The 20952-nt window shown below is 64.6% G+C and carries 18 protein-coding genes; 7 read left to right on the top strand and 11 right to left on the bottom strand.

Annotated elements, in window-relative coordinates; all coding sequences use genetic code 11:
• Positions 1-66: 66 nt before the first annotated feature.
• The 5 genes from ACQY7X_RS14155 to ACQY7X_RS14135 all read right to left on the bottom strand — a co-directional run bounded on the left by ACQY7X_RS14155 (position 67) and on the right by ACQY7X_RS14135 (position 7520).
• On the bottom strand, positions 67-4674 hold the full coding sequence (locus ACQY7X_RS14155) for a PAS domain-containing protein (protein WP_428246062.1): 4608 nt from the start codon (positions 4672-4674) through the stop codon (positions 67-69).
• Positions 4675-4771: 97 nt separating this feature from the next.
• Complete coding sequence (locus ACQY7X_RS14150; protein WP_428246061.1) at positions 4772-5698, bottom strand: metal ABC transporter substrate-binding protein; 927 nt, start codon at positions 5696-5698, stop codon at positions 4772-4774.
• A 3-nt stretch (positions 5699-5701) separates the two neighbouring features.
• Positions 5702-6574, bottom strand: coding sequence for a metal ABC transporter permease (locus ACQY7X_RS14145; protein ID WP_428246060.1), 873 nt, complete (start codon positions 6572-6574; stop codon positions 5702-5704).
• A 2-nt stretch (positions 6575-6576) separates the two neighbouring features.
• Entirely contained in the window at positions 6577-7323 is a 747-nt protein-coding gene (locus tag ACQY7X_RS14140) for a metal ABC transporter ATP-binding protein (RefSeq protein ID WP_428246059.1), read from the bottom strand.
• Positions 7324-7334: 11 nt separating this feature from the next.
• Positions 7335-7520: a hypothetical protein gene (locus ACQY7X_RS14135; protein ID WP_428246058.1), complete on the bottom strand. Its 186-nt coding sequence runs from the start codon at positions 7518-7520 to the stop codon at positions 7335-7337.
• 152 nt (positions 7521-7672) lie between these two features.
• Here ACQY7X_RS14135 and ACQY7X_RS14130 point away from each other — a divergent pair, with 152 nt between their 5' ends.
• Positions 7673-9802: a PBP1A family penicillin-binding protein gene (locus tag ACQY7X_RS14130; protein WP_428246057.1), complete on the top strand. Its 2130-nt coding sequence runs from the start codon at positions 7673-7675 to the stop codon at positions 9800-9802.
• 1 nt (position 9803) lies between these two features.
• Positions 9804-10847, top strand: coding sequence for an alpha/beta hydrolase family protein (locus tag ACQY7X_RS14125; RefSeq protein WP_428246056.1), 1044 nt, complete (start codon positions 9804-9806; stop codon positions 10845-10847).
• On the opposite strand, the gene ACQY7X_RS14120 is transcribed toward ACQY7X_RS14125, so the two are convergent.
• Together ACQY7X_RS14120 and ACQY7X_RS14115 are read right to left on the bottom strand one after the other, a co-directional pair.
• Entirely contained in the window at positions 10844-12046 is a 1203-nt protein-coding gene (locus ACQY7X_RS14120; protein ID WP_428246055.1) for a multidrug effflux MFS transporter, read from the bottom strand. The two genes, ACQY7X_RS14125 and ACQY7X_RS14120, sit on opposite strands and share 4 nt — an antisense overlap.
• A gap of 10 nt (positions 12047-12056) precedes the next feature.
• Positions 12057-12794, bottom strand: a complete 738-nt coding sequence (locus ACQY7X_RS14115; RefSeq protein WP_428246054.1) for a M48 family metallopeptidase — start codon at positions 12792-12794, stop codon at positions 12057-12059.
• A gap of 114 nt (positions 12795-12908) precedes the next feature.
• Between ACQY7X_RS14115 and ugpB the strand changes: the two genes are divergently transcribed.
• The 4 genes from ugpB to ACQY7X_RS14095 all read left to right on the top strand — a co-directional run bounded on the left by ugpB (position 12909) and on the right by ACQY7X_RS14095 (position 17186).
• Positions 12909-14273 (top strand): sn-glycerol-3-phosphate ABC transporter substrate-binding protein UgpB, encoded by a 1365-nt coding sequence (gene ugpB / locus ACQY7X_RS14110; protein ID WP_428246053.1) that lies wholly within the window; start codon positions 12909-12911, stop codon positions 14271-14273.
• 82 nt (positions 14274-14355) lie between these two features.
• Positions 14356-15237: a sn-glycerol-3-phosphate ABC transporter permease UgpA gene (ugpA, locus tag ACQY7X_RS14105; protein WP_428246052.1), complete on the top strand. Its 882-nt coding sequence runs from the start codon at positions 14356-14358 to the stop codon at positions 15235-15237.
• Positions 15237-16094, top strand: coding sequence for a sn-glycerol-3-phosphate ABC transporter permease UgpE (gene ugpE / locus ACQY7X_RS14100; protein WP_428246051.1), 858 nt, complete (start codon positions 15237-15239; stop codon positions 16092-16094). The genes ugpA and ugpE overlap by 1 nt, the downstream gene beginning before the upstream one ends.
• Positions 16095-16100: 6 nt before the next feature.
• Entirely contained in the window at positions 16101-17186 is a 1086-nt protein-coding gene (locus ACQY7X_RS14095) for a sn-glycerol-3-phosphate import ATP-binding protein UgpC (protein ID WP_428246050.1), read from the top strand.
• Between the two features lie 27 nt (positions 17187-17213).
• Here the strand turns inward: ACQY7X_RS14095 and ACQY7X_RS14090 are convergent, their stop codons facing one another.
• On the bottom strand, positions 17214-17609 hold the full coding sequence (locus ACQY7X_RS14090) for a hypothetical protein (protein WP_428246049.1): 396 nt from the start codon (positions 17607-17609) through the stop codon (positions 17214-17216).
• 130 nt (positions 17610-17739) lie between these two features.
• Between ACQY7X_RS14090 and ACQY7X_RS14085 the strand changes: the two genes are divergently transcribed.
• Positions 17740-18861 (top strand): DegT/DnrJ/EryC1/StrS family aminotransferase, encoded by a 1122-nt coding sequence (locus ACQY7X_RS14085; RefSeq protein ID WP_428246048.1) that lies wholly within the window; start codon positions 17740-17742, stop codon positions 18859-18861.
• A gap of 16 nt (positions 18862-18877) precedes the next feature.
• Here the strand turns inward: ACQY7X_RS14085 and ACQY7X_RS14080 are convergent, their stop codons facing one another.
• Genes ACQY7X_RS14080 through ACQY7X_RS14070 form a run of 3 tightly spaced genes read right to left on the bottom strand, consistent with a single transcriptional unit; the run spans position 18878 to position 20918 of the window.
• Complete coding sequence (locus tag ACQY7X_RS14080; RefSeq protein ID WP_428246047.1) at positions 18878-19219, bottom strand: EamA family transporter; 342 nt, start codon at positions 19217-19219, stop codon at positions 18878-18880.
• Complete coding sequence (locus ACQY7X_RS14075) at positions 19216-20187, bottom strand: glycosyltransferase family 2 protein (protein WP_428246046.1); 972 nt, start codon at positions 20185-20187, stop codon at positions 19216-19218. The genes ACQY7X_RS14080 and ACQY7X_RS14075 overlap by 4 nt, the downstream gene beginning before the upstream one ends.
• Positions 20184-20918, bottom strand: a complete 735-nt coding sequence (locus ACQY7X_RS14070) for a class I SAM-dependent methyltransferase (protein WP_428246045.1) — start codon at positions 20916-20918, stop codon at positions 20184-20186. Before ACQY7X_RS14070 ends, ACQY7X_RS14075 begins: the two co-directional genes overlap by 4 nt.
• Positions 20919-20952: the final 34 nt, after the last annotated feature.

Raw genomic sequence — 20952 nt, 5'->3', positions numbered from 1 at the left:
CTTCCTCCGGGGACCCGCGCCTTGCAAGCGCGACGGCAGCCGGTTCGCGTCTCTGCGCTGCCCTGTTCAAGTATCGAGATCATAGCGCGCCGCGATATCCGCCCGCGCTTCGGCCATTATTTCACCCAGGCGTGCGGCGACCATGCCGGCATCGCCCTCGCCACGACAGTGGACAGCCAGATTCTCGGCCGCAGCGGCCACCCCGTCCAACCCCAAAGTGCCGGCGCTGCCCTTGATGGTATGGGCAAGACCCGCCAGCGCGGCGCGGTCACCCGGGGCTACCGCCGCCAGCTTGACGCTGAAATCGTCCAGGAAGCCTGCGAGCATCGCCGCCGTCTCCTCGCGGCCCAACCGGCGTTCCAGCCGGGCGATACGATCCTCGCCGAAACGTTCCACGCTGCTTCCGACTGCCTCGACAGGTGGCAAGGCCAGCAGGCCAGCCAGCACACGGTAGAGCGTCGCCGGTTCGAAGGGCTTGCCGAGATGCGCATTCATGCCGGCCGCCAGGCAGGCCTCCACATCCTCGGGCAAGGTATTCGCGGTCATCGCCACAATCGGCAGCGTGGCAAAACGGCCGCCCAGCGCGCGCATCCGGCGGGTGGCCTCCAGGCCATCCATGCCCGGCATCTGCATATCCATCAGCACGGCGTCGAACGGCTCGCTGCGCACCACCGCCAGCGCCTCGAAGCCATCGCTTGCCACCACCACGGCATGGCCATCCTCGCGCAACAGCGTGGCCGCGATGCGCTGGTTCACCAGATTGTCTTCCACCAGCAGCAGCCGGCGCGGCGGCAGGCGCAAAAGCGGCTCGCCGCTATCGCGCTGAGGTGCCTGGCCGAGCGGTATGGTGATCTCGAACCAGAAGGTGGAGCCGGCGCCTAGCGCGGAATCGACCTCGATGCGCCCCCCCAGCAACTCCACCAGTTTCTTGGAAATGCTCAAGCCAAGGCCAGTGCCACCATAGCGCCGGGTGATCGAGGAATCCGCCTGCGAGAAGGCCGCGAACAGTTTCTCGCGCTGCTCCGGCGTGATGCCGATGCCGGTATCGCGGACAGCGATCAGCACCCGTTCCGCCTCGCCATCCCCTTCCAGGCGTCGCACTTCCAGCACCACCGACCCTGCTTCGGTGAATTTCAGTGCATTGCCCACCAGATTGAGCAACACCTGGCGCAGCCGAGTCGGATCACCACGATGCCACTGGCCAAGCATGGGATCGATCTCGCTGCGCAACACCAACGCCGGTTTCTCGGCAGCACGCTGCGCCAGCATCGACAGCACCGAACCGCAGAGTTCGGCCAGCGAGAAGTCGATCCGCTCGACCTCCACGCGCCCGGCTTCCAGCTTGGAAAAATCCAGGATGTTATCCAGGATCGCCAGCAGCGCCCGGCCCGAGGACAGCACGGTCTCGACCCGCTCGCGCTGCTCATCATTCAGTCCGCTGCGCAGCAGCAGTCGCGTCATGCCCAGCACGCCGTTCATTGGCGTGCGGATCTCATGGCTCATCACGGCGAGGAATTCCGCCTTGGCGCGCGCCGCCTGCTCCGCCGCTTCCTTGGCAGCGGTCAATTCGGTGATATCGAGTGCCACGGTCAGAATCTGGCGGATATCGTCGTCGCGATCCTTGATCGGCAGCTTGTTATAGAGCCAGACGCGCAGCCGACCCTGTGCATCCGGATGGCGCACTTCAACAAAGCCGGTCTCGCGCCCGCTCTGCAGTACCTGGGATTCATAATCATGGATGAAGTCCGAACGCCGCTCGCCGAACACTTCATCCGCCAGCTTGCCGAGCAGGCGATCCGGTGCCAGGCCCACCACTTCCTCGGCGAAATAGCGGTTCACCAGCACATAGCGCAGGTCGATATCCTTGAGATGGATCGCTACCGGCAGCGCATCCATCACGGTCTGCAAAGTGCGCCGGCTCAGTTCGATCAGTCTCTCGGCCTGCTTGCGCTCGGTGACCTCGAAGGACAGCGACAGCACGCCCTCGACACTGCCATCTGCCGCCAGCAGCGGCAGCTTGTTGGTCTGCCAATCCCGCAGCCGCCCCTGCGCATCGGGGAATGTCTGATCGAATTTGTTGGCCTCGCCATGCTGCACGGCGGCATCGTCCATCTGCGGCGACACCCGGCTCGGCGTTGCCTGGAACAGTTCCATGGCAGTGCGGCCCAATGCCCGGTCGGCGCTGACGCCATTGATCTCCTGGAAATGGCGATTGACCAGGCGATAGCGCAATTCGCGGTCTTTCACGCTGATGATGACCGGCAGGCCATCCAGCACCGTGCGCAGCAGACGACGGCTCTCCTCGGTGGCGCGTTCCGCCTGTTTCTGCCGCGTCACATCCAGGGTAACGGTGAGGATCTGCGCCACGCGGCCATCCTCGCCACGGATCGGCAGCTTATTGTAGAGCAGATGCTGGGTCTGGCCGCTGGCCTCCCAGTGGCGCTCGATATCGACAAAGCCGGTAGCAATACCATGGGTCAGAATCTGGCGGTCCTGCTCATTGGTACGGTCGGCAATACCGGGACCTTGCGGCACACCAACAGCCACTTCCTCCATGCGTTTGCCAAGCAACCTGTCCGCCGGCTGGCCGACAAAGCCGGCGAATTGCCGGTTGACCATGACAAAGCGGAGCTGATCGTCCTTGAGACTGACCGCAATGGGCAATTCATCCAGCACCATCTGCAACATGCGCCGCGCCTGCTCGATCTCGCGCTGCGCCCGCTTCTGATCGGTGATGTCGAACACCACGGTCAGCACCTGATCGATGATGCCTTCGGCATTGCGCATCGGCACCTTGTTGATCAGCCAGGCGCGGTTGCGGCCGGAGGCATCGGGGAATGTGGCCTCGACAAAGCCGGTGGCGCGGCCGGTGGCCAGCACCCGGGCATCCAGCGCGGCGACATTGGCCGGTGCATGAAGCCCCGCCGCCTCGGCAGCGCGATGGCCCAGCAACTCGCTGGCGGGCCGCCCCACCACTTCGGTGAACTGCCGGTTGACCAGGGTGTAGCGGTGCTCGCGATCCTTCACCTGCAAGGCGACCGGCACTTCATCCAGCACCGTCTGTAACAGCAAGCGGCTTTCCTCGGCAGCGGAAATACTGCGGCGCAACTCGGTTATATCCGTGACGATGCAGACCGAACCGCCATCGGTGCGCGGATACGATTGCATGCGCAAAATCGTGCCATCCAGCCGCAGGATTTCACCTTCATGGGCGCGCCCGGCAGCCAGATCCAGCACTGCATCGCGCAGATAGTCACGCACGGCGGCGGGATCCTGGAAGCGGCCCGACGCCTTGTAGGACAGCAGGCTGTCGGCGCTTTCGCCCAGTTCCGGCCGGCCGGGCGGCAAGGCCAGCAGGCTGCCGAATTGCGCATTGCTCACCACCACGGCACGGCGCGCATCGAAAATCACCAGGCCCTGGCCCATGGCTTCCAGCGCGGTATCGATCACCGCCGATTTTTCCGCGAGATCGGCCTGGGCAATGCGCAGGTTGGCCAGCGCCGCATCGCTCTTGCGCCGCGCCGCCGAAACATCAAGCAGGGCCGCCTTGAACACATCGGTGGCACGCGCCATCTGGCCGATCTCGTTGCCTTCGGCCAGATGGGGGATATCGGTTTCAAGACGGCCAGCAGCCAGGCGGCGCATCGACTGGGTCATATCCGCCAGCGGCCGCACCGTGCGGCGCACCACCAGCCAGGCGCAGCCCAGGCCCAGCAGCAGACAGAACACGCCAACAAACAAATTGAACACCGCACTGGTCTGCAGATCGCGCAGCAGGCCGGCAGCCAGGCGCTGTTCCTCGGCGGCGGCCTGGCGACGCAGCTCGCCGGCACCTGCACCAATCTCGCGGCCACGCTCTGCCAGGGTGGCAATCTGGCGCAGCAGACTGTCATCAAGCTCGACGAGTTCGCCAAAGCGGCTTTCCACGTCGCCATGATCCGCCAGCATGAGCTGCACATCGCGGCGCGCGGCTTCGTCGCGCAACATCTCCTCGATTTCGAGCAGGTCCGGGCGCAACAGGTTGAGACGCTGATGGGCTTCCAGCAGCGGCGAGCGGGTGCCGGTGGCGAAGATTTCCAAGGCCAGAGCCTGGGCCTGGATCAGCCGCTGGCGCACCTCGCCGATGCGCCGTGCAGCACTCAGATCGCCCCGGCCCAGCGCGCCCGTGCCGAGCGCATCAAGGCCCGCCAGCACATGGCCGATCTTGGCCAGCCACTCTTGCCGCGCCTGCTGGCGCTGCTCCTGCATTGTCACCAAACCACCAAAAAGCTCGGTGAAACGGCCGAGTTCGCTTTGCAGGACACGCAAACCCCGGCTGCCTTCCACCTTGCCGAACCGCTCCAAGGCTTCCGTCATCGCAGCCGACAGCGTCACAATGCGGGCACCGATTTCGTCGCGCTGTTCGTTGCTGCGGCCAGAGGCATAGGTGAGCACCGCAAGCCGCAGTTCGGTGGTCGCGCGCTCCACATCCGTAGCCAGTGCCGCCAGGGCGGCACGGTCAGCCGAGGCCACCGCCTTGCGCTCGATCTCGCGCAAGGTGACAAGGCCGATGGCATTGGAGATCAGGATCACGCCGACCAGGGCCAGGAAGCCGCCGAAAATCAGCTTGCCGATGCTCAAGGACGGCTTCAGGGGCAGGCCCGGGGTGGTATCGGGCTCGATATCTTCAGTCAAAGGCTCTCCCCGCCTCAAGGTTGAGGCAGGTTAGAGCGGAATGCAGCTAAAATGAAGCGGCGGCGCACCAACTCTCGCAGCGCACACTGCCGGCAGTTCAGCTTTCGCGGCGCATGGCGCCGACCAGCCTCTCGACATTCAGGCGGTAAAGTCCGAGGTAGCTGTCGGCCTCGCCGCCCTTGGGCCCCAGGGCATCGGAATAGAGCCGGCCGCCCACTGTCACCTTGGCTTCCTTGGCGATCTGCTCGATCAGCCGGGGATTTACCACATTCTCGAAGAACAGGGCCTGCACCCGCTGGCGCTTGATCTGGCGAATCAGCTGCGCCACCGCTTCGGCCGAAGCTTCCGATTCCGTGTTCATGCCCTGGGGGGCCAGGAAATTGATCAGGTAGCGGTCGGCAAGATAGCCGAAAGCATCATGCTGAGTGATCACCTTGCGGTAAGCGCGCGGCACCGACTCAAACTGCGCCGAAGCCCAGGCATCGAGTGCCTTCAGCTCCGCCGCATAGGTGGCGCCACGCTGGCGGTAGCCTTCGGCATGCTGCGGATCGGCAGCAGCCAGACCCGCGACAATATTCGCGACATACGCCTGCATGCGCTGCAGGTCATGCCAGACATGGGGATCATCCTGCTGGCCGCCGGATTTCGCATCCGCCGGGCCATGGCTGTGGCCGGCATGATCATGGCCGGCAAGCTTGCGCGGCTGGATGCCCTGGGCTGCAACAATGCGCCGGCCCTTGAAGCCGGAGGCCGCCACCAGGCGATCAAGCCAGGTTTCGAAATTGAGGCCATTGGCGATCAGGATATCGGCGCTGGCGACAGCGCGGGCATCGGCCGGGCTGGGCTGAAAGACATGGGCATCACCGCCCGCCGGCACCAGGGTAGTAACGGCCAGGCGCTCGCCGCCAACCTGCTGCACGATATCGGCCAGAATCGAGAAGCTGGCGATGACCTTGAGCTTCTCCTGGGCCTGCGCCGGCAGGGCGGCAAACAGCAGCAGCAAAGCGAACAGCGTTGCGCGCATGGCTCAAGCCTCCAGGTGCCGCGTCGGCAGCAGCCGCAGCAGGATGCCCTGCACGCGGCCGAAAAACAGCGAGAGGATGTAAAACGCGCCACAGGCCAGCACGATGGCCGGGCCTGAAGGCAGATTGGCGTGGAAAGAGAGCAGCAGGCCGGCATAGCCGGAAACCGCCGCGATCAAGGCCGCCACCGCCATCATGCCCGGCAGCGACCGCGCCCAGAAACGCGCCGTTACCGCCGGCAGCATCATCAGGCCGACGGCCATCAGCGTGCCGAGTGCCTGGAAGGCAGCAACCAGATTCACTACCACCAGCCCCAGGAAAATCAGGTGATACAGCGTGCCGCCGCCGGTGCCACGCAGGCTGCGCAGGAAATCAGGGTCGAAGCCATCCAGCAGCAGCGGCCGATAGAGTGCCGCCAGCAATGCCAGGCTGACACTGCTGACCACGCCGAGCAGCAGCAAGGCTGCCTCATCCACCGCCAGCACGCTGCCGAACAGGATATGCATCACGTCGACGCTGGAACCGCGCATCGAGATCAGCGCCACGCCCAGCGCCAGCGCGATCAGGTAGAAGGCGGCCACGGAAGCATCCTCGCGCTGATCGGTGGCGCGCGTTGCCGCGCCCGCCGCCAGCACCACCACCAGGCCGGCGATCACGCCACCGATGGAAATCGCCGGTAGCGAGAAGCCGGCAATCAGGAAGCCGGTGGCGGCGCCGGGCAGGATGGCATGGCTCATCGCTTCGCCGAACAGGCTCATGCGCCGCAGCATCAGGATCACGCCGATCGGCGCCGAGCCGAGCGCCAGCGCGAAACAGGCAACCAGCGCCCGCTTCATGAAAGCGAATTCGAAGAAAGGCTGGATGAAGAAATCAAGCATGGTCAGGCCGCCGTATCGGTGGCGCAGATCGCCGCCTGGTCGGACCAGGATTCCGCCATCTGCCGGGCACGGAGCTGGTTCTGCGGCGTCAGCACGTCGGCCGTGCGGCCCCAGGCAATCGGCGCGCGGGCGAGATACAGCGCCTCCGGGAAACGGTTCTGCACCAGATCGAAATCATGCAACACCGCCACCACCGTGCGGGCCTCGCCATGCCAGCGGTGCAGCAGCGCCACCAGATCGCTCACCGTGCGGGCGTCAAGCGCATTGAACGGCTCATCCAGCAGGATCAGGCGGGCATCCTGCACCAGCACGCGGGCAAACAGCGCGCGTTGCAACTGCCCGCCGGAAAGCGTGGCCAACGGACGCTGCTCGAAATCTTCGAGGCCGACAGCGCCAAGCGCCTCGCGCGCCGCCGCGATGCCGCGCCGGCCGATACCGCCGAAGGGTCCGACATGCTGCCACTGGCCGAGCAACACCAGTTCCAGCACCGAGATCGGGAAGGCGCGGTCGAGGCTGGCCTGCTGCGGCAGGTAGGCGATGTCGCGCTGTTTCAGGACACCGCGCTCGATGCTGCCGCCGGCCAGCGGCAGCATGCCGGCCATGGCCTTCAGCAGCGTGCTCTTGCCGGCACCGTTCGGCCCCACCACCGCCGTGAGCGAACCGGCGGAAAAGCAGCCGCTCAGGTGATGCACCGCCGGGTGGCGGTCATAGGCGACCGTGACATTGCGGCAGGAGATATCGGTGCTCATGGCGGCAGGCTTCATTCGCTGAGCAACGCCCAGGCGATCAGGCCCCAGAGAACTGCCAGCAAAGGCAGCAGCCAGAGCAGGCGCTGCACCAGGCCGGCAGCCAGGAAGCTGACCGCCATAGTGCTCGCGGCAGGGCCGGACGCATGGCTGTGGCTGCCATGGTGATGGTGGCTATGATCGTGCTGATGATCGGACATGTTACTTTATAACATACGTGTAAAATTGCCCCGGTCAAGGCCCCCGCCCTAAAGCCGACATATTCTGCCGCCAATCAGGCCTTGCCCCAGCCCCCGTCCACGGGCTAGGCCGGGGCTATCTTTCCGTAACCCTGGTCCTGTAAGCCTGCCTCATGCCAACACCTGCCTCCGGGCCAACACCTGCCTCCGGTAAGCCCAGCCGCAAGAAGTCCTCCACCAAGGGCAGCAAGCGCTCCCAAGGTGGGCGGCGAGGTGGCTGGCTGCGCCGGATTCTGATCGGCGTGGTCCTGCTCGGCATCTGGGGCGTGGTGATGATTGGCGGCGTGGTCGGTTACTACGCCTATACATTGCCGAGCTTCAACGAGCTTTACGTCATCGAGCGGCGCTCTTCGATCTCACTGCGGGCGGCGGATGGCAGCATGCTGGCCACCTTCGGCGACCTCTATGGCGAGCACCGCAATCTCAAGGAACTGCCCAAGCACCTGCCGGAAGCCCTGATCGCCACCGAGGACCGCCGCTTCTACAGCCATTTCGGCCTCGATCCGATCGGCCTCGGCCGCGCCACCTTCGCCAATATCCGCGCCGGGCGCGTGGTGCAAGGCGGCTCGACGCTGACGCAGCAGTTGGCCAAGAATGTGTTCCTCGACACCAGCCGCACCATGAAGCGCAAGGTGCAGGAATTGCTGCTCGCCTTCTGGCTGGAGCGCAATTTCACCAAGGACCAGATCCTGGAGATGTATCTCAACCGGGTCTATTTCGGCGCCGGCGCCCATGGCGTCGAGGCCGCGGCACAGCGCTATTTCGACAAGCCGGCGACCAAGCTGAACCTCACCGAAAGCGCCATGCTGGTCGGCCTGCTCAAGGCGCCCTCGCGCCTGGCCCCCACCGGCAACATCAAATCCGCCCAGAGCCGCGCGGCGCAGGTGATCAACAACATGGTGGCCGCCGGCTTCATTGATGAAGCAGCGGCGAAGGCAGCGGCGGCAAAACCGGCGCAGCTTGCCCGCTCGCGGCTGCCGATGCCGAATGCGCGTTACTTCGCCGATTGGGCGGTGGAGGAAATCTATCAGCTTGTCGGCCGCGACCAGCCCGATCTGATCGTATGGACAACGCTGGATGCCCGTCTGCAACAGGCCGCCGAGCGTGCGGCGGAAACCGCCCTGAGCCGCGATGGCGAGAAACTGGATGTCGACCAGGCAGCCCTGGTGGCGCTCTCTCCCGATGGTGCGGTGCGCGCCATGGTCGGCGGCCGCGACTACCTGGAATCAAGCTTCAACCGTGCCACCCAGATGCGCCGCCAGCCGGGCAGCGCCTTCAAGCCGATCCTGTTCCTTACCGCGCTGGAAAACGGCATCCACCCGGAGGACAGCTTTATTGACGGCCCGATCAATGTCGAGAACTGGGCGCCGCGTAACTACAACGGCAAGTTCCAGGGCCCGACCACTTTCCGTGAGGCGGCGGCGCAATCCACCAATACCGTGGCGGTGCAGCTTTCCGAGCGCGTCGGGCGCCAGCGCGTGATCGAGACGGCGCGGCGGCTTGGCATCGTCAGCGACCTCAAACCGCATCCCTCGCTGGCGCTCGGCGCCTTCGAGACCGGCCTGCTGGAACTGACCAACGCCTACACTGCCTTCGCCAATGGCGGTTACACCGTGATGGCCTATGCGGTGCTGGAAATCCGCGATACACGGGGCAACGTGCTGTTCAAGCGCGATGGCCAGAGCGTGATGGCGCATATGATCGATGCGGAGCCCTTGAGCGAACTCAACGACATCCTGCAGGGCGTGGTGGAAAACGGCACCGGCCGCGCGGCGCGCATCGGCCGCCCGGCAGCTGGCAAGACCGGCACCACATCGGACTATCGCGATGCCTGGTTCATCGGCTACACGCCAGACCTGATCGCCGGTGTGTGGGTCGGCAACGACAACAACGCGCCAATGAACAAGGTTGCCGGTGGCGGCATGCCGGCGCAGATCTGGCGCGCCTTCATGCAGGAAGCGGTGAAGGGCAGCGAAGCCAAGCCGCTGATCCGCCAGCAGCCGCGCATTGAAACGCCGCTGGCCGGCATTACCTCACTGTGGGATCGTATTGTGCAGCAATTCAATGGCCGCCCTGCCGCACCCGCGCCAGCCCAGACATCGGGCAATGCTCCGCCGCCACCGCGCCAGACGCCCTTGTCGGACAGCAACATGCAGCCGCCTGTACCCCAGCAACCGGCCTCCCAGGAAAGCGCCGAACCGCGGATGATCTGGCAGGTTGGCCCGCAGCCGATTAGGCAATAACATGGCCGCCATGCGTATGCTTGCCCGCCTCACTTTCGCCCTTACCCTGCTGCTGAGCGCCAGCCTGACCCGCGCGTCGGAGACCGCAACCGTGTTCCAAGGCACCGTGCAAGGCGTTGGCAATACGCCGCTGGCCCTCACTCTGGTGATGCCGGCAGGTCGGCAGCAGCCGCCCAAGGGCTGGCCGGCGCTGCTGCTGATCCAGGGCAGCGGCCCCACCGACCGCGACGGCAACCAGCCGCCGCAGATCCGCTCCGATCTGCTGCGCCAGATTTCAGAGTATCTGGCAGTGCAGGGCTTCGCCACGTTGCGCTACGACAAGCGCGGCATGCATGCCAACAATGCCAGCCTGCCCACCGATGCAGCCGCCTATCCCGATTTCTTCCGCTGGGAAAATTTCGTCGGCGATGCCATGGCCGCCTTCCGCTTCCTGGCCGAGCATCCCGGCATCGACGGCGGCCGCACCGGCCTGCTGGGTCATTCCGAAGGCGGCATGATCGCGCTTTCGGCCGCAGCGCAGTTAAAACCTGCGCCGGCAGCCCTGGTGCTGACCGCCACGCCGGGCCGGCGCATGGATGCGGTGATCCCGGAACAGCTTGAGCGGCTGCTGGTTGAGCAGCAGGCCCCGGCCAACCAGAGCCGGGCCTTGCTGGCGGCCAACCGCCGCATCATGGATACCATCATCAATACCGGGCAGGTGCCGGCCGAGATGCCGCGTGGCCTGGCGCCGCTCTACCCCGCCTATGCCGGCCCGTTCCTGCAGGCTTTCCTGCGCCTTGATCCCGGCAATCTGGCCCGCGCCTTTGCCGGTCCGGCCCTGGTGCTGCAAGGCCAGGCCGATACCCAGGTTTCAGCTGAACGCGACGCCCCGGCGCTGGACAATGCCTTTGCCGCGCGCGGCCCGGCGCCGCACAGCCTGCGCCTGTTCCCGCAGCTCAACCACAATTTCAAGAGCCGCGCAGTGCCGGATATGTCTGGCCCGGTGGGTGAAGAAATGCTGCGGGCTTTGAGCGAATGGCTCGGCCCGGCGCTGGGCAGCGATTAGCTGCGCCGCACGATCAGCCAGTAGGATGATGCGTTCAGCACGCCCATGGCGGCGATAGTGGCCGCCAGCGGCAGAGCCGTGCCATCCAGTGCATGGCCGACAAAAATGCCGACACAGGCCGCCACCGTCATCTGCATGAAGCCCATCAGCGAAGCGGCAGAGCCCGCCATCTGCGGAAATGGCTGCAGGCCGCCGGCCTGGGCCTGCGGCATGGTGAGGCCGACGCCTGCCGTGTAGAGCAGCATCGGCAGCACCACGGCCAGCCAATGGCCCTGCCCGCCTTGAATATTGAAATACAGGATCAGCGCCAGCATCAGCAGGCCGCCACCGGTGCAAAGCCCGACACCGAGTTGGAGCATGCGGTCGACACCCAGCCGCACGGTGAGCCGCGCCCCGATCAGCGCCCCGGTGATATAGCCGATCACCACCATGCCGAAGCAGAAACCATAGGTGATTTCCGGCACGCCATAGACGCCGATCAGCACGAAGCTGGACCCGGAAATGAAGGCGAACAGGCCGCCATAGCAGAAGGCGATGCAGCCGACATAGCCCCGGAACCGCTGGTGCCGCAGCAGCGTGCCGAAATTGCGCAACATCGGCAGCGGCTGCGTGGCCGTGGGATCAAGCCGGGTGTTGCTTTCCGCCAGCAGCAGGGCGATGGCCAGCCATAGCGACACGCCGATCAGCGCCATGGCGACGAAATTCGCCTGCCAGCCGATATAACTGTGCAGGAAGCCGCCCAGCACCGGCGCCACCGCCGGGGTGAGGCCCAGCGCCATGGCGATCATCGACATCATGCGGGCGGCGCGCTCGCGGTCGAACAGGTCGCGCACCACGGCACGGCCCAGCACCACGCCGGCACAGGCGCCGCAGGCCTGCACGAAACGCCAGGCGATCAGCGCCTCGATGCTCGGCGACAGCGCACAGGCAATGCTGGCGAAGATGAAAATGGCAACACCGGCCAGCAGCACCGGCTTGCGCCCGAAACGGTCGGAAAGCGGGCCATGAATAAGCTGCGTCACCGCGAAACCGGCGAGGAAGGCAGACAGCGTAAGCTGCACCGTCGCCGTATCGGTCTGATAGAGACGCGCCAGGCTCGGCAGCGAGGCGAGATACATATCGGTGGAAAGCGGGCCCAGCGCTGTGATGCAGCCGAGTAGCACCACCATCGCCAGCGAATCCTTGTTCAGTTTCGCCATCCGCTTCCGCCTACCCCACCAGATGCAATGCCGCGCCATGGCGCTTGAGCCAGTGCCGCGCGGCGCGCATTTCCGCATCGCCGCCGCTCAAGCGCGCCACCAGCCGCCAGAACGCATCGCCGTGATCCATATGGCGCAGATGCGCCACTTCGTGTGCCACCATGTAACGCACGATGCCCGGCGGCGCCATGATCAGGCGCCAGGAGAAGGACAGGTTGCCGCCAGCCGAACAACTGCCCCAGCGGCTGGAGGTATCCCGCACCGTGACGCGGCTGAGGCTCAGCCCTTCACTGGCCGCCAGGCTGCGGGCCTGGGCGGCGAATTCCTCCCGCGCGCGGCTCTTGAGCCAGTCGCGCAGCCGCCTTGGCAGATGCTCCGGCTGGCCGGCGACCAGGAGTTCCCCGCCCTCGCGCCAGACCGCACCGCGCGCCCGCTGCTGTGGGCAGTGCCGGATGGTGAGCGTTTCACCGAGAAATGGCAGGCTGCCGCCATCTGCCCACGGAGGGGATTGCGGCCGTTCCGCCTGACGCGCCAGGATCCAGCCGGCCTGTTCCGCCATGAATTGCTGCCCGGCCTGCAGGCTGGCGCGTTTCGGCAGCACCAGCACAACGGCGCCATCGCGCGGCATGACGCGCAGCAACATACGGCGGGCCCGCGCATCGCGACGCAGCGTAAAGGGAAACGGGCGTCCATCCAGCACCACCTGATCGGCGGCCCACTCGATTGTGTGCGAATAACCCTTGGTCACGGACGGCCCCTGTCATATAACTGTAACCATGCTGACGCGGAACCGTCGCGGCATGAAAACTATAAAGTCGGGCTCCCCCGACAGGGTGGGAAATTTAGCATTGGAGACGGAATAATGAAAACCACAGGGACTTCTGTTGGCTTTGGCGCGCGCCTGGCGCTGACGCTGCTTGCCGGCACCGCGCTGATTGCCTCCTCCTCCGCCGCCCTGGCGCAGGCCAAGGATAACCGCATCGAGCTGCAGTGGTGGCATGCCATGACCGGCGCGCTGAATGACCGCGTCAACGAGGTTGCCGACGGCTTCAACAAGGGCCAGGACAAGTACAAGATCGTTGCGGTCAACAAGGGCAGCTACCCTGAGACCCTGACCGCCGCCATGGCCGCCTTCCGCGCCGGCAAGGGCCCGCATGTCGTGCAGGTGTTCGAAGTCGGCACCGGCACCATGATGGCCTCGCGCGCCGCCATCAAGCCGGTCTATGAGCTGATGGCCCAGAACGGCTACAAGTTCGATCCGGGTTCCTACATCTCGGCAGTGACGGGCTACTACAGCACCTCGGACGGCCGCATGCTGTCCTTCCCGTTCAATTCCTCCACCCCGGTGATGTATTACAACAAGGACGCCTTCGAGAAGGCCGGCCTGAACCCGAACCAGCCGCCGAAGACCTGGCAGGAAATGGATGGCGTGGTCCGCAAGCTGAAGGCTTCCGGCTCCACCTGCCCGTTCCAGTCCAATTGGCAGACCTGGATTCAGCTGGAGAACTTCTCGGCCCTGCACAACGTGCCGTTCGCCAGCAAGTCGAATGGCTTCGATGGCTTCGACACCCAGCTGCAGTTCAACAGCCCGCTGCATGTGCGCCACATCACCCAGCTTTCCACCTGGATGAAGGAAGGCCTGATGACCTATGGCGGCCGCAAGAACGAGCCGAACGCCAAGTTCGTCTCGGGCGAGTGCGCCATCCATATGGAAAGCTCGGCTGGCTACGCCACCTTTGCCCGCGGCGCCAAGTTCAAGTGGGGCATCTCGATGCTGCCTTACTACAGCGACGTGGCCGGCGCGCCGCAGAACTCGATCATCGGCGGTGCCTCGCTGTGGGTGCTGGCCAAGCATAAGACCGAAGAATACAAGGGCGTTGCCCAGTTCTTCGATTACCTGGCCGCGACCGAAAGCCAGGTGGCATGGCATAAGGCGACCGGCTATCTGCCGATCACCCCGATGTCCTACGAAGCCACCAAGGCCCAGGGCTTCTACGCCGCCAACCCGGGTACCGACACCTCGGTGCAGCAGATGATGCTGAAGCCGCCGACGGCCAACTCGAAGGGCCTGCGTCTTGGCAACTTCGTCCAGATCCGCGACGTGATGGACGAAGAGCTGGAAGCGGTCTGGTCGGGCAAGAAGTCGCCGAAGGAAGCGCTTGATACCGCCGTCGAGCGCGGCAACCGCCTGCTGCGCCAGTTCGAGCGTGACAACAAGCGCTCCTAAGCGCCCGTAACAGGATCGGCCCGCGTCTTGACTTTGTCAGGCGCGGGCCTTTTCTTGAGGCAAATCTAGAGAATCGCGAGCAATGGAAAAGCGCGTCGTCTTCAAGCATAAGCTGCTGCCCTATCTGCTGCTGTCGCCGCAGATCGCGATCACTATTGTGTTTTTCTTCTGGCCCGCCGGCCAGGCTGTTGTGCAGTCGGTACTGCGCGAGGATGCTTTCGGCACGTCCAGCCAGTTCGTGGGCATGGAGAATTTCCTCAACCTGCTGGAAGACGACTATTACCTGAATTCCTTCAAGGTCACGGCGGTGTTCAGCCTGCTGGTGACCTCCATCGGCTTGAGCGTCTCGCTGCTGCTCGCCGTGATGGCCGACCGCATCATCCGCGGCGCCATGGCCTACAAGACCATCCTGATCTGGCCCTATGCCGTGGCACCGGCCGCCGCCGGCGCGCTGTGGAGCTTCGTGTTCCTGCCGGGCCAAGGCATTGTCGCCTATGTGCTGAAGCAGATGGGCTATGACTGGAACTTCCTGATCAATTCCGGCCAGGCCATGACGGTGGTGGTAATCGCCGCCACCTGGAAGCAGATCAGCTACAATTTCCTGTTCTTCCTTGCCGGCCTGCAATCGATTCCGAAATCGCTCATTGAGGCCGCCGCGATCGACGGTGCTAGCCCGACCCGGCGGTTCTGGACCATCATCTTCCCGCTGCTCTCCCCCACCCTGTTCTTCCTGGTGGTGGTGAACGTGGTTTATGCCTTCTTCGAAACTTTCGGCGTAGTGCACGCCACCACGCGCGGCGGCCCGGCCAAAGCAACTGAAATCCTGGTCTACAAGGTGTGGTATGACGGCTTCGAGGCGCAGGATCTTGGCGGCTCCTCGGCGCAGTCCGTGGTGCTGATGCTGATCGTGATCTGCCTCACCGTGCTGCAGTTCCGCTACATCGAGCGCAAGGTGCATTACTGATGATCGAGCGCCGCCCCGTTGCCGATTTCATCAGCCATGCCACGCTGACCCTGGTGGGCCTGATCGTCGCCTTCCCGATCTACCTGGCGATCATTGCCGCATCCCATACCATCCCCGACCTGGCGCAATCGCCGATGCCGATGCTGCCGGGCGCGGAGTTCTTCAAGAACACCGCGCAGGCGCTGTTCGAGGGTCCGCAGCTCGTTGGCGTTTCCGGCGGCACGCCGGCGCTGCTGCTGATGGCCAACAGCCTGTTGATGGCGGTGAGCATTGCCGTCGGCAAGATCATCATCTCGCTGCTTTCCGCCTTCGCCATCGTCTATTTCCGCTTCCCGCTGAAGAATTTCTTCTTCTGGATGATCTTCATCACCCTGATGCTGCCGGTCGAAGTGCGCATCATTCCCACCTACAAGATCGTTGCCGATCTCGGCTTGCTGGATACCTATACCGGTCTGGTGCTGCCGCTGATCGCCTCCGCCACCGCCACCTTCCTGTTCCGCCAGTTCTTCATGACCGTGCCGGACGAACTGGTGGAAGCGGCCCGCATCGATGGTGCCGGCCCAATGCGCTTCTTCTGGGATGTGCTGGTGCCGCTGGCCCGCACCAGCATCGCGGCGATGTTCGTGATCCAGTTCATCTATGGCTGGAACCAGTATCTGTGGCCGTTGCTGATCGCATCCGATGCGAATTACCAGACCATCGTGCTGGCCATTGGCCGCTTGGTGCGCGCACCCGATGCCTTCCTGGAATGGCCGGTGATCATGGGCATGGTTGTGCTGGCGCTGTTGCCGCCGGTGGCGGTGGTGGTGCTGATGCAACGCTGGTTCGTCAAGGGACTTGTGGAAACGGAGAAGTAAGCCGCCATGGCAAAGGTGACGCTCAACAGCGTTAAGAAGAATTACGGCTCGCTCCGGGTCATCCATGGCGTCGACATGGAGATCAAGGATGGTGAATTCATCGTCATCGTTGGCCCCTCGGGCTGCGGCAAGTCCACCTTGCTGCGCATGATTGCCGGCCTGGAAGCGATCACCGATGGCACCATCAGCATCGGTGATCGGGTGGTCAACGATGTCGAACCGGCCGACCGCGACATCGCCATGGTGTTCCAGAACTACGCGCTCTACCCGCATATGAGCGTGTATGAGAATATGTCCTACGGCCTGCGCATCCGTGGCATGAGCAAGGAAGAAATCGCCAAGCGTGTTGCCCGCGCCGCGGAAATCCTGCAATTGCAGCCTTATCTGCAGCGCCGTCCGCGTGAACTTTCCGGCGGCCAGCGCCAGCGCGTTGCCATGGGCCGTGCCATCGTGCGCGAGCCGAGCGTGTTCCTGTTCGACGAACCGCTTTCCAACCTGGATGCCAAGCTGCGCGTGCAGATGCGGCTGGAGATCAAGCGGCTGCATCAGCAGCTTGGCGTCACCTCGGTCTATGTCACCCATGACCAGGTGGAGGCGATGACGCTGGCCGACCGCCTGATCGTGATGAACCAGGGCCGCGCCGAGCAGATCGGCACGCCGGCCGAGGTCTACACCACCCCGGCAACCACCTATGTCGGCGGCTTCATCGGCAGCCCGCCGATGAACTTCCTGAGCTGCCAGGTGGCTGGCGGCGTGGCGCAGTTGCAGGATGGCAGCCGGTTGTCGCTGCCTGCGGCCTATGCCAATGCGCCTGCCGGCGCCTATACGCTGGGTTTGCGCCCGGAGCATATGCTGCTGGTACGCCCCGGCGACAGCGGTGCGCCGGCCGCCGGCCGCCTCAGCCTGAAAGTAGATGTGGCCGAAGAACTGGGCGCCGATACGCTGCTGCATGGCAAGATCGGTGGCGAAGACGTGGTGGCGCGCGTGCCGAGCAATGCCGGCTATCACGACAACAGCCAGCCGATACTCAACGTCGACAGCAGCCAGCTGCATCTCTTCGACAAGGAAACCGGCAAGCGCCGTGGCGCCTGAGGCTCGACGCGCTTTTTCAGGCTGGCTTTAAAACACCAGGCCAGAGCTGAAATTGCTGGTTTCGGTGGACAGGTTGGGCCGGGATTCCGCCGCCGTGCGGCTGATCGCCGTGCAGGCATAGGTGACGCGCACCGGCGCTGCCAGCGAGCAGTGATCCAGGTCGCTGCGGTTCTCCAGCAGCTTCGGGTTGGCACAATGCTGCACCACCAGACCCCGCACCGTCTGCGCCTTGTGCAGGGTCGCGTTGTAGCAGACCGAGAACAGCGGCAGCGCCGAGGCCGGGTCGAGCGTCTGGTTTTCCACCGTGATAAAGTAAGGCTCGTTCAACGCACCGGTGGCGCCGCAGCCAGACAGCAGGCCGCAGCCGAGCAGCAGGGCGGCAAGAGAGCGGCGGCGGGCATGGGTATTTGGCATGGTGGCCACTTTGCCGGGCGCCCCCTGCTCTTGCAAGCCCCAGCCATATACCCGGCCTGGCTAACCCTGGTATTGCAGGCCATGATTTCGGCATAATCCGGTGCTGCCATGGCGGCATCAACAACGAGGCTTGAGCATCATGATTCCGCAGACCGACCCGAAGGCCGCCTATCTGGCGCAGCAGGCCGAGATCGATGCCGCGATCCGCCGCGTGCTGGAAGGCGGACGCTACATCCTCGGCGAGGAAGTGAGTGCCTTCGAGGCTGAATTCGCTGCCTATGCTGGCGCCAAACAGGGCGTTGCTGTGGCCAGCGGCACCGATGCCCTGATTCTCGCCTTCCGCGCCCTCGGCCTTGGTCCGGGCGATGCCGTGTTCACCGTGTCGCATACCGCCGTTGCCACGGTATCGGCCATCGAACTGGTTGGCGCCACCCCGGTGCTGCTGGATGTGGATGCCTATTACGGCCTCGATCCGGCGCAACTGGAAAAGACCCTGGCCGCCTGGCCTGCCGGTGCGGCCAAACCGAAGGCCATCGTGCCAGTGCATCTCTATGGTCAGGCCGCTGACATGCCAGCCATCGCGGCAATCGCCGCCAAGCATGGCCTTGCCATCATTGAGGATGGCAGCCAGGCCCATGGCGCGCGCCTTGGCGGCATCGGTATCGGCCATTGGGGCCAGCTCACCGCCTATTCGCTCTACCCGACGAAGAATCTCGGCGCCATCGGCGATGGCGGCATCATTACCACCGAGGATGCAGCCGTGGCGACGCGGCTCAAGGAATTGCGCGAATATGGCTGGCGCGAGCGTTATGTCAGTGCCATCACCGGCATGAACAGCCGCCTTGATCCGCTGCAGGCAGCGATCCTGCGGGCGAAGCTGACACGGCTGAAGGCCGATACCGCCCGGCGCCAGGCCATTGCTGCGCGCTATGATGCCGGGCTGAAAAATCTGGATGGCATCAGCCTGCCCGCAACCCGCACCGGCGCCGAGCCGGTCTACCATCAATATGTGATCGATGTGGGCGCCGCCCGCCGCGACGCCCTGCGCGATACCTTGGCCAAGGCGGGTGTCGGCACACTGATCCACTACCCGGTGCCGGTCCACCTGCAACCGGCCTATCAGGGCCGCGTGCCGCTGGGTGTCGGCGGTCTTGCCCGCACCGAGGCAGCGGCCAAGGCTATCCTCAGCCTGCCGATGTTCCCGCAGCTCAGCGACGCCCAGGCGGATGCCGTGATTGCTGCCGTCAGACAATCAGTCTGACGGCCGATTATCGGCGTCAGGCCGTGCGCGTGACGAGGATGACGCCGGCGCAGATCAGCGCGATGCCGGCCAGCTTGGGCAGGCCGAGCGGCTCGCCGTAGAGCCAATAGGCTGCCAGCGCCACCACTACATAGGATAGCGACACCATCGGGAAGGCGACCGATACCGGCAGCTTGCGCAGGGCATACATGTAGCAAAGCGCGGCCAGGAAATAGAGCCCGAGACCGATGATCGATTGCGGCGCCAGGAATTGCGCCAGCAGCCCTTCCTGGCCGGCATCGGCGCCGGATTTCAGCAGCATCTGACCGGCCACGCCGATCAGCACGCCAAGCGCCAGCACAACATAGAACTGCATCATTGCGGTGCTCCGGCTTCGGCCTTTTCGTTACGCTGCACGTCGCGCACCACGAATTGCGGCCGCTTGTTCACCGCCAGGAACATGCGACCGAGATACTCGCCGACCAGGCCCAGCATGATGAGCTGCACGCCGGCCAGCAGCAGCACGGCGGCCATCAGCGAGGCCCAGCCCTGCGGGCGGTCGGCCGAGATCAGCGCCTCCACCAGCACAACGACAAAGCCGAGCACGCCCAGCCCCGCCATCGCCACCCCGACCAGGGTGCCGACGCGCAGCGGTATCACCGAGAAATTCAGGAACATGGAAAGGAACAGACGGAACAGGCGGGCCAGCGTGTAGTTGCTGCGCCCCTCGGCGCGCGGCAGATGCGCCACCTGCAGCCGGCCGATATTCTGCGTGATCTGCATGATCAGGCCATCGATATAGGGAAACGGCCCATCGTGATCCCCCACCGCGCGGATGAGGAAGGCGTTCATGCAGCGGAAGCTGGAAAGATACAGGCCTTTGGGCTTGTCGAGCAGATAATCGGCGCACCAGTTGGTGAAGCGGCTGCCGATATTGCGCCAGGACTCGTGCTTTTTTTCGGCATAATAGGTGTAGACCACGTCGAAGCCGCCATCGCGGGTATGGCGCCACAGCCGCAGCACTTCCTCGGGCGGGTTCTGCAGATCGTCATCCATGGTGATGACATGCGCACCGCGGGCATGCTTCAGGCCGGCCATCACCGCATTATGCTCGCCGTAATTCCGCGACAGGTTGACGATGCTCAACGCAACGCTGTTGGCATTGCAGAGGTCGCGGCAGACGGCGAGGGAGTTATCCGGGCTGCAATCATTGACCAGCACGATTTCAAGGCCGCCTTCGACCTCCAGCCGCGCCAGGGCATCGACAAGCGTCGGCACACTGTTGGCGCCGTTATAGACCGGCACCACGATGGACAAGGCAAAGAGCGGCGCGGGACTCGTGTTCATGGCTTTCTCGCTTGTACCCATACAGATCCGCCGAAGGGCAGGCCAAGACCCAGCCGGGCCAGGGCACGCTCCAGGGCAGTGACGGCGAAGAATACCCGGTCGAGCAGCGGCGGAAATGGTTTCACGTCGCTTTCCTGCTGTGCCTGCCCGGTGGTCAGCCGATGCAGCAGCATTAGAGGAAACAGCAGGCTGTTCCAATAGCCTGCCGCCTCAACCTGGAACCCGGCCCGTTCCAGCGCCACCCGGGCGCCGGTGGCAGTGTAGCGGCGGACATTGTGGACATGGCGGTCATGGCCCGAGGCCATCCAGGCATAGGCCGGCAGGCTGAGCAGCAGCCGGCCACCCGGGACCAGGCAGCGGTGGAATTCGGCCAGAGCCGCTGCCTCGTCCACGGCGGCATGGCCCAGCACGTCATTGGAGACGATGGTGTCGAAGCTGGCATCGGCATAGGCCAGGCCGTTAACCGACCCGACCGCCACCGGCAGGCTGGTCTTGTCCCGCGCCAGGGCCGCCGCTTCGGCGTCATACTCTACTCCCTGGGGTAGAATTGGCATTCCCGACAGCTTCAGATAGAGAAGAAACCCCCCGGTGCCGCAGCCGGCATCCAGCAGGCGGGAACCAGCTGCCGGCCCAAGCCGTTGCAGCCGCTGCAATACGCCGGCATGCAGCGCCCTGTACCACCACATGCTCTCTTCCAGCGCCGCCATGCGGCGGTATTCATCGCGCTGCATCCCGAGATACCCGTTGATTCCGAACGAAGTGAAT

The sequence above is a fragment of the Ferrovibrio sp. genome (assembly GCF_965278975.1).
Taxonomy (GTDB): Bacteria; Pseudomonadota; Alphaproteobacteria; order Ferrovibrionales; family Ferrovibrionaceae; genus Ferrovibrio.
This window is presented reverse-complemented; position numbering and strand designations above follow the sequence as displayed.

Bases quoted from the DNA above. Each gene is read 5' to 3' on its own strand.
- ACQY7X_RS14125 (WP_428246056.1), top strand. From the start codon at position 9,804: ATGGCCGCCATGCGTATGCTTGCCCGCCTCACTTTCGCCCTTACCCTG.
- ugpE (WP_428246051.1), top strand. From the start codon at position 15,237: ATGATCGAGCGCCGCCCCGTTGCCGATTTCATCAGCCATGCCACGCTG.
- ACQY7X_RS14145 (WP_428246060.1), bottom strand. From the start codon at position 6,574: ATGCTTGATTTCTTCATCCAGCCTTTCTTCGAATTCGCTTTCATGAAG.
- ACQY7X_RS14075 (WP_428246046.1), bottom strand. From the start codon at position 20,187: ATGAACACGAGTCCCGCGCCGCTCTTTGCCTTGTCCATCGTGGTGCCG.
- ACQY7X_RS14095 (WP_428246050.1), top strand. From the start codon at position 16,101: ATGGCAAAGGTGACGCTCAACAGCGTTAAGAAGAATTACGGCTCGCTC.
- ACQY7X_RS14135 (WP_428246058.1), bottom strand. From the start codon at position 7,520: ATGTCCGATCATCAGCACGATCATAGCCACCATCACCATGGCAGCCAC.
- ACQY7X_RS14130 (WP_428246057.1), top strand. From the start codon at position 7,673: ATGCCAACACCTGCCTCCGGGCCAACACCTGCCTCCGGTAAGCCCAGC.
- ACQY7X_RS14150 (WP_428246061.1), bottom strand. From the start codon at position 5,698: ATGCGCGCAACGCTGTTCGCTTTGCTGCTGCTGTTTGCCGCCCTGCCG.
- ugpB (WP_428246053.1), top strand. From the start codon at position 12,909: ATGAAAACCACAGGGACTTCTGTTGGCTTTGGCGCGCGCCTGGCGCTG.
- ACQY7X_RS14120 (WP_428246055.1), bottom strand. From the start codon at position 12,046: ATGGCGAAACTGAACAAGGATTCGCTGGCGATGGTGGTGCTACTCGGC.
- ACQY7X_RS14070 (WP_428246045.1), bottom strand. From the start codon at position 20,918: ATGCAGCGCGATGAATACCGCCGCATGGCGGCGCTGGAAGAGAGCATG.
- ACQY7X_RS14085 (WP_428246048.1), top strand. From the start codon at position 17,740: ATGATTCCGCAGACCGACCCGAAGGCCGCCTATCTGGCGCAGCAGGCC.
- ACQY7X_RS14080 (WP_428246047.1), bottom strand. From the start codon at position 19,219: ATGATGCAGTTCTATGTTGTGCTGGCGCTTGGCGTGCTGATCGGCGTG.
- ACQY7X_RS14140 (WP_428246059.1), bottom strand. From the start codon at position 7,323: ATGAGCACCGATATCTCCTGCCGCAATGTCACGGTCGCCTATGACCGC.
- ugpA (WP_428246052.1), top strand. From the start codon at position 14,356: ATGGAAAAGCGCGTCGTCTTCAAGCATAAGCTGCTGCCCTATCTGCTG.